This window comes from Pseudomonas sp. LBUM1669 (assembly GCF_059695705.1).
Genome location: NZ_CP166784.1, coordinates 3868478 through 3883486, shown reverse-complemented (window position 1 = coordinate 3883486; position 15009 = coordinate 3868478). Strand labels below are relative to the sequence as shown.

General features: G+C 58.7%; 14 protein-coding genes and 3 pseudogenes. 8 read left to right on the top strand and 9 right to left on the bottom strand.

Annotated features, from left to right (window positions below; genetic code table 11):
* Positions 1-114: 114 nt before the first annotated feature.
* Complete coding sequence (locus ACA051_RS18065) at positions 115-1974, top strand: ABC transporter ATP-binding protein (protein WP_497303675.1); 1860 nt, start codon at positions 115-117, stop codon at positions 1972-1974.
* Between the two features lie 526 nt (positions 1975-2500).
* Here ACA051_RS18065 and ACA051_RS18060 read toward each other — a convergent pair.
* Positions 2501-3211 (bottom strand): LysR substrate-binding domain-containing protein, encoded by a 711-nt coding sequence (locus ACA051_RS18060; RefSeq protein WP_497371226.1) that lies wholly within the window; start codon positions 3209-3211, stop codon positions 2501-2503.
* On the opposite strand from ACA051_RS18060, the gene ACA051_RS18055 reads away from it, so the two are divergent.
* Together ACA051_RS18055 and ACA051_RS18050 are read left to right on the top strand one after the other, a co-directional pair.
* Positions 3201-3461, top strand: coding sequence for a hypothetical protein (locus ACA051_RS18055; RefSeq protein ID WP_497371224.1), 261 nt, complete (start codon positions 3201-3203; stop codon positions 3459-3461). The genes ACA051_RS18060 and ACA051_RS18055 overlap by 11 nt on opposite strands.
* Positions 3462-3713: 252 nt before the next feature.
* On the top strand, positions 3714-4172 hold the full coding sequence (locus ACA051_RS18050; RefSeq protein WP_497371222.1) for a MarR family winged helix-turn-helix transcriptional regulator: 459 nt from the start codon (positions 3714-3716) through the stop codon (positions 4170-4172).
* A gap of 108 nt (positions 4173-4280) precedes the next feature.
* On the opposite strand, the gene ACA051_RS18045 is transcribed toward ACA051_RS18050, so the two are convergent.
* From ACA051_RS18045 to ACA051_RS18025, 5 genes and pseudogenes are all read right to left on the bottom strand, one after another.
* On the bottom strand, positions 4281-4733 hold the full coding sequence (locus ACA051_RS18045) for a hypothetical protein (RefSeq protein WP_497371220.1): 453 nt from the start codon (positions 4731-4733) through the stop codon (positions 4281-4283).
* Positions 4734-4780: 47 nt separating this feature from the next.
* Positions 4781-4980: pseudogene (locus ACA051_RS18040) on the bottom strand (hypothetical protein); the annotation flags it as partial.
* A gap of 270 nt (positions 4981-5250) precedes the next feature.
* Positions 5251-5679 carry a nuclear transport factor 2 family protein gene (locus ACA051_RS18035; protein WP_497303664.1) on the bottom strand — a complete coding sequence of 143 codons (429 nt, stop codon included), beginning with the start codon at positions 5677-5679 and terminating at the stop codon, positions 5251-5253.
* Positions 5680-5878: 199 nt separating this feature from the next.
* A pseudogene (locus ACA051_RS18030) lies at positions 5879-6160 on the bottom strand (phage infection protein); the annotation flags it as partial.
* Positions 6161-6291: 131 nt separating this feature from the next.
* Positions 6292-6864 (bottom strand): chorismate mutase, encoded by a 573-nt coding sequence (locus tag ACA051_RS18025; protein ID WP_497371218.1) that lies wholly within the window; start codon positions 6862-6864, stop codon positions 6292-6294.
* Positions 6865-7057: 193 nt separating this feature from the next.
* Between ACA051_RS18025 and ACA051_RS18020 the strand changes: the two genes are divergently transcribed.
* On the top strand, positions 7058-7963 hold the full coding sequence (locus ACA051_RS18020; protein ID WP_497371216.1) for a LysR family transcriptional regulator: 906 nt from the start codon (positions 7058-7060) through the stop codon (positions 7961-7963).
* Positions 7964-7967: 4 nt separating this feature from the next.
* Here the strand turns inward: ACA051_RS18020 and ACA051_RS18015 are convergent, their stop codons facing one another.
* On the bottom strand, positions 7968-8369 hold the full coding sequence (locus tag ACA051_RS18015) for a RidA family protein (protein WP_497371214.1): 402 nt from the start codon (positions 8367-8369) through the stop codon (positions 7968-7970).
* Positions 8370-8647: 278 nt separating this feature from the next.
* Here ACA051_RS18015 and ACA051_RS18010 point away from each other — a divergent pair, with 278 nt between their 5' ends.
* The 4 genes and pseudogenes from ACA051_RS18010 to ACA051_RS17995 form a co-directional block, all read left to right on the top strand.
* Entirely contained in the window at positions 8648-9007 is a 360-nt protein-coding gene (locus tag ACA051_RS18010; protein ID WP_497303657.1) for a hypothetical protein, read from the top strand.
* Positions 9008-9204: 197 nt separating this feature from the next.
* Complete coding sequence (locus ACA051_RS18005; protein WP_497371212.1) at positions 9205-9417, top strand: hypothetical protein; 213 nt, start codon at positions 9205-9207, stop codon at positions 9415-9417.
* On the top strand, positions 9360-9890 hold the full coding sequence (locus ACA051_RS18000) for a tetratricopeptide repeat protein (RefSeq protein WP_497303655.1): 531 nt from the start codon (positions 9360-9362) through the stop codon (positions 9888-9890). The genes ACA051_RS18005 and ACA051_RS18000 overlap by 58 nt, the downstream gene beginning before the upstream one ends.
* A gap of 230 nt (positions 9891-10120) precedes the next feature.
* Positions 10121-10294 (top strand): annotated as a pseudogene (locus tag ACA051_RS17995) (GFA family protein); the annotation flags it as partial.
* A 480-nt stretch (positions 10295-10774) separates the two neighbouring features.
* On the opposite strand, the gene ACA051_RS17990 reads toward ACA051_RS17995, so the two are convergent.
* Positions 10775-13870, bottom strand: coding sequence for an efflux RND transporter permease subunit (locus tag ACA051_RS17990; protein ID WP_497371210.1), 3096 nt, complete (start codon positions 13868-13870; stop codon positions 10775-10777).
* Positions 13867-14979, bottom strand: coding sequence for an efflux RND transporter periplasmic adaptor subunit (locus ACA051_RS17985; RefSeq protein WP_497371208.1), 1113 nt, complete (start codon positions 14977-14979; stop codon positions 13867-13869). The genes ACA051_RS17990 and ACA051_RS17985 overlap by 4 nt, the downstream gene beginning before the upstream one ends.
* Between the last annotated feature and the right edge of the window lie 30 nt (positions 14980-15009).

Sequence of the window (15009 nt, the reverse complement as noted above, 5' to 3'; positions counted from 1 at the left end):
GGGCGTTTGTCACTGCCTGCAATCGGCCAACAGCGCCCTACCTCAACTTCACAAAACCCTCAAAGCAACCGTTCAATGGCAGAATCTCCCCACTTGATCGTTTTGGAGAACACCATGCTTCGTGCGTTTGAACGAAGACTCGACCCCTTTCCTCCTGACGAGGTACCACCGCCACCCGACGGCCTGGCTCGCTTCCTGTGGGCCTGCACGCGCGGCGCCCGCGGTTACATCCTTGCGCTTGCGCTGCTCAGTGCCTGTGTGTCGATTTACGAAGCCTGGCTGTTTTCCTTCCTCGGGCAAGTCGTGGACCTGCTCTCGACCTGGCAGGCGGGCGGTGAAGCGGCTGCGCAGGAAAGTCGCGTGTTGTGGGGCATGGGCATCGTCATGGTGACCAGTGTCGGGCTGGTGGCGTTACGCACCATGGTGCAGCACCAGATATTGGCGATTAACTTGCCGTTGCGGCTGCGCTGGGACTTCCATCGCCTGATGCTGCGGCAAAGCCTTTCTTTTTTTTCCGATGAGTTTTCCGGCCGGGTCACGACCAAGGTGATGCAGACTGCGCTAGCGGTGCGCGACGTGCTGTTCACCCTGATCGAGATCGCACCCGGGATCGGGGTGTATTTCATCGCGATCATCGCACTGGCCGGCGGCTTCGCTCTGAAACTGATGCTGCCGTTCGTTGCCTGGGTCGTGTTGTTCGGTCTGGCGATGCTGTACTTCGTACCCCGTCTGGGGAAAGTCGGGCAGGAACAGGCCAATGCGCGGTCGATGATGACCGGGCGTATCTCAGACGCCTACACCAACATCACTACGGTGAAACTGTTCTCCCACTCCAATCGTGAAGCGCACTTCGCGCGTGCAGCGATGGAGGATTTCAAGCAAACCGGCTTTCGCCAGATGCGCCTGGTCAGCTTGTTTGAGATCGTCAACCAGGCATTGGTGGTGGCGCTGATCATGGCAGCAGGCGGTTATGCCTTGTGGCTATGGCACCAGGGTGAGGTCGGCGCGGGTGCCGTGGCGGCGATCACCGCGATGGCGTTGCGTATCAATGGCATGTCGCACTGGATCATGTGGCAAATGACCTCGCTGTTCGAGAGCATCGGCACCGTACAGGATGGCATGGCGACACTGACCCTGGGCGCCAAGGTGCAGGATGCACCGGGGGCGGGCGCGCTAGTGACCTCTGGCGGCGCAGTCACCTTCGATAAGGTGAGCTTCAACTACAATGGCGAACGCCAGGTGCTCGATGGCCTGAGCCTGAGCATTCGCGCGGGCGAAAAAATCGGCCTGGTTGGCCGATCTGGTGCTGGCAAATCCACGCTTATCAACCTGCTGCTGCGCTTCTATGACGTCGACAGCGGGGTGATTCGCATCGACGGCCAAAACATCGCACACGTGACGCAAGAAAGCCTGCGCGGCTCCATCGGCATGGTCACGCAGGACACTTCCCTGCTGCACCGTTCTATTCGCGACAACATCGCCTACGGCCGTCCCGATGCGACCGACGCGCAAATTCGCAGCGCCGCGGCGAATGCCCAGGCCGATGGGTTCATTAGCCAACTGAGCGACCGGCAAGGCCGTACCGGCTACGACACCCTTGTGGGTGAGCGCGGCATCAAGCTGTCGGGCGGCCAGCGCCAACGCGTCGCGATTGCCCGTGTGATGCTCAAGAACGCCCCGATCCTGCTGCTTGACGAGGCCACCAGCGCGCTGGACTCGGAAGTCGAAGTCGCCATTCAGGAAAGCCTTGATGAAATGATGCAGGGCAAGACCGTGATCGCGATCGCCCATCGGCTGTCCACGATTGCGGCCATGGACCGGCTCATCGTCATGGATGACGGACGCATCATCGAACAGGGCACTCACAGCGAATTGCTTGGGAAGAACGGCGTCTATGCGCGGCTATGGCAGCATCAAAGCGGCGGGTTCCTGGGTGAGGACAAGGGCGTGTTCGAGGCGATGGATCAGGTGTGAGGGGGGAGGGAGGTACGAATCTATCGGTATGGTTTTTTGGCGGTGCCGACTGGCCTATTACCTCTGTTTTTTTATTGATTACATTGCGTATCAACTGAAATACGCATCAGCGGCATTATCACAGGAGAGCGCCACCACTACAGTAGAGAGGACATTTTTCTCAGGTGCCGAGCATTATGAAAACTGCTTGCCTGACAACGAACAGTGTCCGTTGTTCAAGCACAACCACTGCCGCTCGGTAAAACGGGCTCTTTGTAGAACGAAGACGTGGAGTGGCGTAGCTTTCCCGCTTATGGCCCGGGCAGTGTAGTGGTGCTCCCGGCTAACACTCCGCATTTTCATTGGGCCAGATCGGGGGAGTATATTTCACAGGTGTATGGAACAGGTCCGCTGGGGCTTGAGTACATTGACCGTCGTGACGATCCTCGTCATGCCTCAGAGTGAAGAAGAGAGGCGGGGCAGGCTCACCCCTTGGCTCGGTGACGCAAGCGCGAGTATGAAATCAGCATGCTGGTCAGCTCCTGCGTCACCTGGGTGAAGGGTGACCTCGGCGGCTGACCAAGCACACCTCACACGACTCCAACGGCTCCTGAATCGGTAAGCTGATCAGCGACGAGGAAAACAGCTTCATGCCGGGAAGCATGCTGGGTTCTATGGTCAGGTAATCCGTTTCGGAAATGATGTGCAGGATTTCCAGCAGCGATTCGGTCGTGATCGCGATCTTCGGAGGCGGCAAGCCTTGGGCTCTGAACAACTCGATCAGTTGGTTCTCCGCGCTGCCTACGACTCCCGCCGGCCGGACGCTGATCCATTCGCTATCGGCCAAGTCGCGCACTGTACGAGCCGCTGCCAGAGGATGGCCCTTGCGCGCAATGACGCTGGTTTTCGAGCTGTAAAGCCGCTCGATGTGCAGGTCGATATCGCACACGTCGGGACTCAGCGGGCACATTACAAAGTCGAGCCGACCAGCGCGAATCATCTCGATCAGCATCCTGGTCTTGCCGCTGGCGACGTGCAGCTGCACTTCTGGAAATCGGTGGGTAAAACTGCTGAAGACTGGCATCAAACAAGCGGCCAGTGGTTCCAATGTGACACCCAAGGCGATCTGCCCTTCGGGCGTTCCGTTCCATTGTCTGACGTCTTGCACCGCGCGATCGCAATCCAGAATGATCGAGCGTGCCCTGGTCAGAAAAACCTTACCAGCCAGGGTCAGGCTGATGCCTTGATTGGAGCGCACGGCCGTTTCCTCGGGGCGGCTTTACTGGGAGAACACGTCAACATTCTTCGCCGTCAAGGGCGTCAACATCCCGGTCGCGGTTAGCGTGTTTCCTGATGAACTGTATGCGGCGCCGAAAAGTTGGTCGGAGCAGGCCTATCCCAAACTTGTGCATTACAACGAGCTTCCCAAAGGCGGGCACTTTGCTGCATGGGAGCAACCGCAACTGTTCTCACAGGAAGTCCGGGCCGGGTTCAAGTCGATGAGGTAAGTGACAGGCCCACAGGCATCGAAGTACTGATCTTGTTATGATCAGAATGGCTCGGTTCGGATCGTTGATCGTCATGCGTGAAAGTGATCCGGACCGTGCGATCAGGGGGAATTCCGTTGAGCCGGTCGTCGGCCTTCACAGGCCTGATAGACCTGAAAGCGACGACCATAGCAGTGAGCACTTCCGATACCATCGCATGCGACGTATAGTCTGACCTTGCAGTCCTTTCGTCTTTGGCCACAGAGAACGCTCATGAAATCCACCAAAAAGACAGCTGCCCTCGACCTGAAGCTTTCCGACTTCCTGTGTTTTGCGGTTTATTCCTCTAACCTCGCTTTCGGCAAGGCTTACAAGCCAATGCTCGAACGGCTCGGACTTACCTATACGCAATACATCACCCTTGTTGTGCTGTGGGAAGAAGACAACCAGACCGTTGGCAGCCTTGGCGAAAAGCTGTTCCTCGAATCCAACACCCTCACGCCGATTCTGAAGAAACTGGAAGCGATGGGTTATCTGTTGCGCCAGCGCGACCCCCAAGACGAGCGCCAGGTCCGCATCAGCCTCACAAGCGAGGGGCGAAAACTGCGTGAAGGCCTCACGGAAGAAGGTTTCCCGCAAACCGGTCTTGATCCCGACGAATTCGTGCAAATGCAGAAAGCCATTGTGAAATTACGGGACAACCTCATCCGAACTACGAAAGACAGGGAATAAGCCGTTTCGAATAAACAGAGCGCATTGCCGCAGGGGCCGAGGCGGACCCGACAGCGTCAAAACAAATGAATCTGTCCCGTGATCGCATGATCGCATGATCGCTAGTGGCTACTTCACTGCGCCTCCCTGCTTGATATCTCCGCAAAAAATATCGACGTTGCCACTCTCCGGAGCCGTTCGCACGACAATGGAATACTCGCCGGAAAGCAGGTCTTGCAGGGCGATCGGTGCACTTCTTGAGAACGACCAGCCGCGCACAGCTTCGCGCTGGGTGTTGACCTTGTCGTTCATTGCAAAGGCCACTGGCCCGGGTTGCTGGCAGCTGCCTTTATGGATGAAGCTATAGAGACGCAAGGGCAGAGTCGCTCCGCTTGGAGCACCACTGATGAAGAAGCTGAGTCCGGTTTGTTTGTCCCAGCTTGTCAGCGTCACGTTGCCGATCTGCCCGGTGTTCTGTCGGGTGGCGACCAAGGGGACAGACACGCCATGGTCTGTTGAAGTGGCGCAGCCGAAGAGGCTTGCGCTGATCATTAGGATTGCAAGTGAGTGTCGGAGGTTCATTGCCAACTCCTGCGTAAGAACTGCAATGGGTGATTAGCCGGTATAGCTCATTTATCGCCGCCCGGTGCTGCTTGTGCCAATTCTCCCTGACGCTCAGCCAACCCCTCCAACCCCTCCACGGAAGGCACAAAAAACAACCCTCCGGTCACCGTACTGAAATCCAGCAGCCGGTCATAATTGCCCTCCGGCCTGCCCACGAACATGTTCTCTCCAGCATCAGCTCAAGCGCCGCAGGAGAGCGTGCATACTCCCTCTAAAAGCATTTGTTTCAGGCGTCTACGTCCTTCCGTCCCGGGCAATACACCGCCAATCGTCGCCTCCAGCACCGTGACGCCCTTGGCGTTGAGTATTCTGACTTCGGCTTTTGCATGACCGCGCTGATCTGCAACGGCTTACTTCCACCCTCGTCATGAAACGGGTCATTCAGGACAGGCCGCTTCCTTTGTGATTGTGTGGGCGAGGTGCTCGGGTTGCCTGTCGGCCCCCGCAGCACCTCGTCTGAATCGATGCTGTTCAATCAGGCTTTGCTGGCCGCCAGATAGGCGCCGAGGCGTTGTCCCATTTGCTCGCCCAAGGCTTGCAAGGCGCTGAATGGGCGGACCATCACCTCGAACTCAACGATTTTTCCCTGTTCATTGAACCGGATCATGTCGATGCCCTTTAACTCTTTACCGCTGACTTTGGCGCTGAACTCCAGGACGACGCTCAAGCCGTCGGCTGTCGACAGTTCGCGGTGATAGGCAAAATCCTCAAATACATTGACTACCGTGTTGAGAATCATCGATACCACGGCCGCTCCCGGGTAGGGTGTGTGGGCCATCGGCGAGCGGAATACCGCTTGCGGGTCCAACAACTCCGGCAGGGCGCTCAAGTCACCCTTGCGGATCATGTCGTGCCATTGCTTCAGGGAGTGTGCAGCGTTGGGGTGCAGGTTCAGTTCAGACATTTTCAACTCCTGTATTTTTGTTGTTCTGTAGAACGCTTCAGTGTTGCACATGCAGTGTCGCCCGATGGCTTGCCGCAAGACCCTAATAGTGCCGCCAGGAGCGACTGGCGGCTATGCGAATCTACTAAAAGTAGCTCACAAAAAAGCCCGGCGGGTCAGGCCGGGCTTTGTTGGGTACCGCTGTGAAGCCATTCATTCAGGCAACGCGGTTTTCGATCAGACGATCCGAGCCGCCTTCGGCAACGCGGTTTTCGATCAGGCGATCCGAACCACCTTCGGCAACGCGGTTTTCGATCAGACGGTCGGAACCACCTTCAGCAACGCGGTTTTCGATCAAACGATCCGAGCCGCCTTCGGCCACACGACTTTCAATCAGACGATCCGAGCCGCCTTCAGCGACAACCGGGTGAGCAGAGATAGCGGCGAAAGCGTTAACTGCAAAAACCGAGAATGCGATGCTGAGAAGGAGTTGGCGTTTCATGATTGTGTGCTCCGGGGTGTAGTTGTTTGGTATGGAGGCGATGTTACGCCCCGGAGTTTTTAAGAGAACTTCATTGAGTTAATGGTGACTATTGATGCTGTCAATGGCTGGCCGAGACCGCCATCGGCCTGTCAATGATCAGCGACACACAGCTCCCCTGTCGCGCGTATCAATGCCTGACCATGCAGCTGGTCCTTGATCAGGCCGGCGCGCGCCTCACCCAGCCAGTCCGGGCATTTCGGGTCTTTGCGATAGGGCGCGAACTCAGCGTATTGCTGCAACAGACGGTTTTGCAGCTCATCCAGTTGGGGCCTGATCTGCCTGGCGAGGTCCGGCCGCGGTGTGTCAGGCGCCTTGCCGGCCGCCCGCCAATTAGCGATAAGCCCGTACTGCACGAGCTTGTTGGCTTCAATCTGTGCGGCGATCAACTCGGCGACCTGTTCCGGGTCCAGTTTTCGTTTAACGGCCATCTTCCTGGCGCTGGCGATGACTTGCGCTTCACGGGCACTGTCCTGGATCGGTTTGCCACTGTCCCACTTGGTCAGCGCCACCAGATCACCAATGCTCAGGCGCTCGTTCATCGTCACCAGCAGCGGTTGTAAACTCTCGGGCACCGGGGAGGGTGTGCTCGCCTGAGCGCTGCCAGCGAATAAACCGATGAGGGCGCAGGTCAGCAGTTGCGGGATGCGTGGGGAGAGGGGCATAAGCAAAACCTCGTCAGAACTCAGGACTCACACAATCAGGTGGTGTGTATCACATAGGGGCGCCAAGCATACAACGCCTGGAGCGCCCGCTGAGTTAGACTGAAACTAAGAACAAACATACTGATTTCAGTCATCACTGTGCAGATTCATGGACAGTAAGGCTGCATGTTCATCATGAAGCGGGTAGACCACAGTGAACCAACTTTTAGCAATGCGTGCTTTTGTACGTGTTGTGGAAACAGGCTCTTTCAGCCGGGCCGCAGACCAACTGGCGCTGCCACGTTCGACGGTCAGCAAGTTGATAACCGACCTCGAAAGGCATCTTGGCATCCAGCTGATGCACCGAACCACCCGTGCGGTCGCCGCCACATCGGATGGGCTGGAGTACTACAGTCATGCGACGCGTCTGATTACCGAACTGGATTCTGTGGACACCGCTGCGCGAGGTAAAAAGCTCAAGCCAGGCGGACACCTGCGGGTCGATGCGCCAGCCTCATTCGCCAGTTGCCTGCTGATTCCCGCGTTGCCTGCTTTTCATCGCGAGTATCCCGATATCACGCTCGCGTTAGGCATCAGCGACCGGCCAGTGAATATCGTTGGCGAAGGCGTGGATTGCGTGATTCGTGCCGGTGAACTGGATGAAATGACGATGATCGGCCGCACGCTTGTCGACCTTCACTACGTGACCTGCGCGGCCCCCGCTTACCTCAAACGCATGGGGAGGCCGTCTTCCCCCAATGATCTCCAGACTAACCATGTTCAGGCTGGCTACTTCTTTGCCGCGACGGGTAAACCGGAACCCTTGATTTTCGAGAACGGCACTCATCGATATGAAGTCGCTGACTGCGAATTTTCGACGAATGACGGCAATGGCCTTAAAGAAATGATGCTCGCGGGACTCGGTATCGGGCAGCACTTCAGGCGCATTGTTCAGCCCTATCTGGACACTGGCGAGTTAGTTGCCGTTTTGGAAGACTGGTCTCGTCCAGCCATGCAGTTTCATGTCCTCTATCCACCCAATCGACATCAAAATGCCCGGCTAAAGGTTTTTATCGATTGGGTGATTCAGACATTCAGAGAAGAGTCGTCCGTCCATTGAAAACTCAGGGAACAATGGCCGTAACGCGGATTTCAATGCGCATCGTCGGAAGACCCAGCGCCGCGACTCCGAGTTGCGTCCAGATGGGGGCGTGGTTGGGCATGTAATGGCGATACAACCTGGCCATCGTCTCGTTGACTATCGGGGGGAAACCTCCCACATGATAAGAGTTGACGTGGACCACATGCTCCCAACTGGCACCCGCCGTGGCCAGGGTTCGCCCCAGGTTTTGAAACGCCTGAGCAATCTCGTCCTCGATCGATTCGGGAATCTGCAGTGCGTCATTCCAACCGCCCTGACCAGAAGTCTCCACGCGATCGCCAATTTTTACGGCTTGCGAGTAGTGCAACGCATTGAGGAGCGTTTCCCCATAGCCGGGGGTAACAAAAAACTCGGGCTTGTTCATTGTGCTTCTCTGTTCAGTTCGATTGTCGGCAGAGGCTTCTACCTGTTGCCGATGCTAATAGACGGAATGGAGGATCAATAGCCGTTAAAACTGCCATGACTAACCATGTGCATGGATAGTTGGATTTGCGTGATGCATAAAAAAACTCAGCCAAGAGCGCGGGTCTATGCTTTAACTCCTCAGATATCCACGTTCTCCGGGAAATCAGACCGCTTGATCCGTCCCCGTCTACAAGTATTTCCTGCGAGGTTTCATGCTCTGGTCGAGAGGATAAACCGATGCACGACTATTACGATTTAGGCACCTACAGTCGCCCGGTGATGACGAGCTCACCCCAGACCCAACTCTGGTTCGATCGAGGTTTGATCTGGTGCTACGGCTACAACCACGACGAATCCATTCGCTGTTTCCACAAGGCAGCCGAACACGACAGCGAGTGCGCGATGGCCTACTGGGGCATCGCCTACGCCTCGGGGCCCAACTACAACAAGCGCTGGGATGCCTTCATAGAACAAGAATTGAAAGAAGCTGTGACCCGTGCCCGACTGGCGACGCACACCGCGCTGGCGCATCTAGACGGCGAAAAAGCCGGTCGAGCAGGCGCTGATTCGGGCGTTGGACAAACGTTACCAGGCTGATGAAGCGATCAGCCTTGAGCAACTCTTCGGCTGGAACGACGACTACGCGGCGTCGATGCGCGATGTCTACAAAGCCTTCCCTGATGATCCCGACGTCGTTGCGCTGTTTGCCGAAGCGTTGATCGACCGCCTGGCAATTATGGGACCTGAAAACCGGTGCGCCGGCACCGGGCGCCGACACCCTGGAGGCGGTGGCCGTGCTGGAGACAGCGCTGCGGCGGATGGAGCAGCACGGCGATGCGCCGCACCTGGGCATGCTGCTCATGTACGTCCACACGATGGAAATGTCGCCTTACCCGGAGCGGGCGTTGCGCGCCGGTGACGTCCTGCGTGACCTGGTGCCGGATGCCGGATGCCGGGCATTTGCGTCATTGCGGAAACCGAACAGCAACTCTTCATCAATGCCCTGACCCGAGTGTCGCCAACACGTTACATCTTCAACAACACCTGCCTCGACATCCTGGCGGTGGACGGCGCCATGCTGCGCGGCGAAATTGAGTACCGCAATGGTAACTACGACAACGCGTTTGTCTACCTGCGCGAGGCACTGGCATTGGACGACAACCTGCCTTATGACGAGCCATGGGGCTGGATGCAACCGGTCAGGCATGCCCTGGGCGCGCTGCTTCTGGAACAGGGCAGGGTAGAAGAAGCCTTGCAGGCCTATCGGGCCGATCTCGGACTGGACAACACCCTCGCCCGCGCGTCCTGGCATCTGGACAATGTGTGGAGCCTCCACGGTTACGTGGAATGCCTGAAACGCCTGGGACGGGACGCTGAAGCCGCGGCGGCCAAGACTCGGCTTGACCTGGCCATGGCGCGGGCTGATGTGGAGATTACGGCATCGTGTTTTTGCCGGGTGGGTGAGCGATGCTGCAAGTGATGCACAAAAGTCCGACAGGTGAAGCTAATGCCGATGAGGTAAGCCGTAATGCGATCTTTAGCCGCTGGCGAAGCCTGCGTTCGGTTCGGGCCGCGCTCGGCCCCAACAGTCGTGAAATCAGAAGGAGAGCTGTTTCAGGAAGACCAAAAACTAAGGTTCCACGACGGGCGATCTGGAACAGATTGCCGCAAGTGTCGTCGAACATAGCCGTACTGGCCGGTCCCATACCCATGGCATCAGGACAATGTCTTTGTGGGGCTGTACGCTTTTCCCTGGGGGTTGAACCGCGATTTTTTTATCGCTGCCATTGCACCCTGTGCCGCAAGCAAACCGGGGTCGGCCATAATCTCGCCACGCTGGTCAAAGCTAGCGACTTTCGATGGGAAGAAGGGCAGGGCGCGATTCAATGATTGACCCAGGACCTTCTGACATCTGAACCTCGCAGCGGAAGCGAACCTCGGCTTTGGGTCACCCGGAATCAGGCTCATCCTTGAGTCAATGCGCGGTACTAGGCTTGTTGTTTTTGGGGCTCAGCGCGATCTATACCAGTATCGTTGCAATCGCCATTCGACCCTTGAGCCAGTGGATCAAGGGCCTTTCAAGGCTACGTCGGTGGGAAGGGAAAACAATAGGAACCTTGTTAGTTGCGCTCGGGGTTAATGTAGCTTTTCAGCAGCGACAAGACCGGTTTGACGACCGGCTGCTGTTGGCCGATTGCTGTCTGTTGTCAGTAGCTCGGGCCAGCAGCCTTTCCTGTGAGCCGCGAGGGGGCAAAAGAAAGTAACGTTTGCAGGGCCCTCACGGCTGATCTTGGTTGTTTTCAGAAACGGCGCTGAACAACTTCTCTAATTCGGTGGTATCGGGGGCCCGGTGCCATGGACTGCTCACTCAGAAGCAAGCGAGACCCTCCCCTTTACCTGTTGGGTATCAGCGGCCGTCTGGCGACCCACCTTGAACCATGCGGCGTACAACGCAGGGACAAAGAAAATCGTCAGCAGTGTCGCCACAGTGAGGCCGCCCATGATCGCGATCGCCATCGGCCCCCAAAACACACTTCGTGTGAGCGGGACCATTGCGAGTACGGTGGCCAGCGCCGTGAGCATCACCGGACGCGCTCGGTGAATGGCTGCATCCAGCACAGCATTCCAAGGGTCGCGCCCCTCGGCGATCTCGATTTGCACTTGATCGATCAGGATCACCGCGTTCCGCATGATCATGCCTCCCAGAGCGATGATGCCCAGGATCGCTACGAAGCCCAGCGGCGACTGAAACACCAGCAGCGCCGGCACCACACCGATCAAACCCAGCGGTGCGGTCAGCATCACCATCCACATGCGGGAGAAGTTCTGCAGTTGCAGCATGAGTAACAGCAGGATGGTGATTAACATCAACGGAGCCACCGCGAGTAACGCCTTGTTGGCCTTGTCACTTTCCTCAACCGCTCCGCCCACATCGATGCGGTAACCGGTCGGCAGCTTGACTTCGATGTCCTTAAGCAACGGCAGGATTTCCTGCGTCACCGATACACCCTGCTCTCCATCCTTCACGTCGGCACGCACAGTGATCGCCATGTCTCGGTTGCGGCGCCACAGTACCGGCTCTTCCAGTTCTGAGCGCACTTGTGCGACCTGCGACAGCGGCACCACAGTGCCCTGGCGCGTGTAAAGGTTGATGTTTTTCAGTGTGTCGAGATTCAAGCGTTCCTCTGGCACGGCACGGGCCACGATGTCGATCAGGTCCTCGCGCTCACGCAGCTGCGACAGGGTTGCGCCGTTCATCACGGTCTGGGTCGCCAATGACATGTCGGCCGGCGTGAGGCCAAGCGCGCTCGCCTTGTCCTGATCAAGCTCCACTTTCAGCGTACGCACCGGGTCGTTCCAGTCGAGCTGGAGGTCGCGCACCTTCGGGTTGGACGCAACCACCTTCTCCACGTCTCGGGCGATCTGGCGCACCTTCTGGGTATCAGGCCCTACGACGCGGAACTGTACCGGGTAGCCGACAGGAGGCCCCAACTCGAGCCGGGTCACGCGCACCCACGCCTGTGGGAATTGTTGGTCAGCCGAGGCCACCAGCCGCGCACGTACCCGCTCGCGTGCATCCAGATCTTTGGTCATCACAACGAACTGGGCAAAACCCGGATTGGGCAGCTCGGGGTTGAGCGAGAGATAGAAACGCGGTGCCCCGGCGCCGGTGTAGGCGGTATAGAAACGCACGTCCTCGTCTTTCGCCAGAATCTCCTCCATGTGTTTGACCTGCTCGGTCGTCGCGGCGAACGAAGAGCCTTCCTTGACGCGTAGGTCAATGACCAGTTCAGAACGCGAACTGTTGGGGAAGAATTGCTGCGGCACCAGCTTGATACAGGCCAGAGCAAGCACCAGAGCGCCGACCGTCGCACCGATGACCACCCAGCGGCGCTCGATGGCGGCGTCGATCAGGCGACGCAGGCTGCGGTAGAACTTGGTGTCGTGCGGATCAGCGTGCTGATGCTTGCCCAAGTCGTTGGGCAGCATCTTGACCGCCAGGTACGGTGTGAAGATGCCGGAACAGATCCACGAGAACAGCACCGCGGCACCGACGATCCAGAAAATGCCGCCCGCATACTCGCCGGTGGTGGACTTTGAGAGGCCGATCGGCAGGAAGCCCACGACGGTGATGAGTGCGCCGGTCAAGCGCGGCATAGCGGTTGACTGATAGGAGAAGGCAGCCGCTTTCACGCGGTCCATGCCGGTTTCCATCTTCGCCACCATCATTTCGATGGCGATGATGGCGTCATCCACTAGCAGTCCCAACGCGATAATCAGTGAGCCGAGTGAGATGCGCTCGAGGTTCCAGCCCATCGCCAACATCACCAGCGCCACGCCGCCCAGCACCAGCGGCACCGTGGCCGCGACCACGAGACCTGCGCGCCAGCCCAGGCTGGCCAGGCTCACCGCGATCACGATAATCAGCGCCTCGGCCAGCGCGCGCCCGAAGTCCAGGATTGCATCCTTTACCGTGGTTGGCTGGTCAGCCACCAGCTCCAGCTCCACGCCGTGCGGAAGTTCTGACTGAATCTTGGCGACTGCCGTGTCCATTGCCTTGCCGAGGTCCACGATGTTGCCGTCGCTGGTCATTGTGATGCCGAGCATCAGCACTGGCTGGCCGTTGTGACGTACCGTGTAGGTCGGCGGATCCTCGAAGCCACGTGTAACGGTTGCGATGTCGCCGAGCTTGATCAGCCGGCCGCCCGCGGAGATGGGCACGTTGCGGATGGCCTCTTCGCTGGCGAATTGTCCACTCACGCGCACCATGACGCGGTCGCCGCGGGTGTCAATCTGGCCTGCGGGCAACATCGCGTTCTGGCTCTTGAGGCTTTCGGCGATGGTCAGCGGTGTAATGCCCAGTGCTGCCAGGCGCTCGTGTGAGAACTCGACGTAGACACGCTTGGCCTGCTTGCCGATGAGATCGATCTTCTTGACCATCGGCACCTTCAGCATCTGGCGCTTGATGTCCTCGGCCGCGTCCGACAGGTCGGCGTGGCCGACACCGTCGCCCTTGATGGCGTACATCAGGCCATACACGTCGCCGTACTCGTCGTTCAAGATCGGGCCGATTACGCCGTCAGGCATCTCGAGGCTCAGGTCGTCGAGTTTCTTGCGCGCCTGGTACCAGGCTTCTCGCTGGTCAGCCTTGGAAGTGCCGCCGCGCACGGTGAGCGTCATCCCTGCGTAGCCTTGGCGCGCGTAGGTGACCACCTTCTCGAAGTTGTCGATCTGCTCGAATTTCTTCTCCATGCGATTGAGGACCTGGTCCTGCAACTGCTGGGCAGTGGCGCCCGGCCAAATGACCATGGCGGTCATGGAAGGCACGGAAAAGTTCGGATCTTCGAGTTGGCCGAGCTTGGTGAAGCTGAAGGCGCCGGCCGCTGCGACAATGAGGAGCATGAAGAGGACGATGGCGCGATGGCGCAGCGCCCAGTCGGTGAGGTTGAAGTTGTTCATCGGGCGGCCTGCTGCGTGGTATTCGCGTCAACGATCGCAACACCGGGGAGCGCGACCTTCAGTCCGGACGTCATCTTCTGTACGCCAGCGGTGATGACCAATACGCCAGCCTGCGGCCCGGAGACGAGTACCTCATCATTGCGGTAACCCCAAACTGCCACACGCTCCAGATCGACGATGCCAACCGGATCCTTGCCCGTGGGCGTGACCACCCACAGCGCCGGCTGACCGCCGATCTGCGTCAATGCCGTGGCTGGCACTGCCGCCACAGAGACATTTGTCATGACTCGCTCGGCCATCACCGTGGCGGTGGCGCCCAGTGGCAGCGCCTGCAACGGCTTGAGCCGCGCGCGATAGGTGCGCGTCTGTGCTGCAGCCTGTGGCGACAGCTCACGCAACGTGACATCGAAGATCTCGTTCGGCGCACTGGCCAGCGAGGCCTCGAAACGCGCGTCCTTGAACACGGCCAGTTGATCCTCGGGCACGTCGATGACGATCTCGGATTCGCCAGGATTCGCGATCAAGACAACCGGTTGCCCCTCCGGTACGACCTGTCCGGCCTCAAAGCGGACAGCCGTGACGACGCCGCTGCGCGAGGCGCGCAGCACGGTGTACTTGAGCCGGTTGCGCGCGAGTTCGAGCTTTCGCGCCTCGGCCTCGGCGGTCGCATGCGCGGTTTGGGCATTGGTCTGCGCGCGCTCGGCGTCGGCCGCACTGACCGAGCCGTCAGCCTTCAGCGCGGTCAGGCGCTGGCGGTCCGAGTCGGCTTGGCGCGTCTGCTCGACGGCAACCGACCACTGTTGTCGCGATGCTTCCTCAGCGAGGCGGTAGTCACTGTCATCCAGCACAGCCAAGATGTCGCCTTCACGCACAAACTGGCCTACATCGACCTTGCGCTGGGCTACCTTGCCGCCCACGCGGAAGGCCTGGTCGACTTCATGTCGCGACTGTACGGTGCCCACATAGCGACTGATGTCGCGGGCATTGTCGTAGCTGATTGCAGCGGTGTGCACCGGTCGTGGTGCCTGTACGGTGGGCTGGTCGGGGCTACACGCGGACAGCATGACGGCGACGGCCAAGGCGCCGGCCGCAGTAAGGGAATTCTTCAAGGCGGTTCCTCTTTGGAAAACGACAGATAC

What these genes read in the sequence shown, in the direction of transcription:
- ACA051_RS18065 (WP_497303675.1), top strand. Translation starts at nt 115, where the DNA reads ATGCTTCGTGCGTTTGAACGAAGACTCGACCCCTTTCCTCCTGACGAG.
- ACA051_RS18050 (WP_497371222.1), top strand. Translation starts at nt 3,714, where the DNA reads ATGAAATCCACCAAAAAGACAGCTGCCCTCGACCTGAAGCTTTCCGAC.
- ACA051_RS18045 (WP_497371220.1), bottom strand. Translation starts at nt 4,733, where the DNA reads ATGAACCTCCGACACTCACTTGCAATCCTAATGATCAGCGCAAGCCTC.
- ACA051_RS18035 (WP_497303664.1), bottom strand. Translation starts at nt 5,679, where the DNA reads ATGTCTGAACTGAACCTGCACCCCAACGCTGCACACTCCCTGAAGCAA.
- ACA051_RS18025 (WP_497371218.1), bottom strand. Translation starts at nt 6,864, where the DNA reads ATGCCCCTCTCCCCACGCATCCCGCAACTGCTGACCTGCGCCCTCATC.
- ACA051_RS18015 (WP_497371214.1), bottom strand. Translation starts at nt 8,369, where the DNA reads ATGAACAAGCCCGAGTTTTTTGTTACCCCCGGCTATGGGGAAACGCTC.
- ACA051_RS18010 (WP_497303657.1), top strand. Translation starts at nt 8,648, where the DNA reads ATGCACGACTATTACGATTTAGGCACCTACAGTCGCCCGGTGATGACG.
- ACA051_RS18000 (WP_497303655.1), top strand. Translation starts at nt 9,360, where the DNA reads ATGCCGGGCATTTGCGTCATTGCGGAAACCGAACAGCAACTCTTCATC.
- ACA051_RS17990 (WP_497371210.1), bottom strand. Translation starts at nt 13,870, where the DNA reads ATGAACAACTTCAACCTCACCGACTGGGCGCTGCGCCATCGCGCCATC.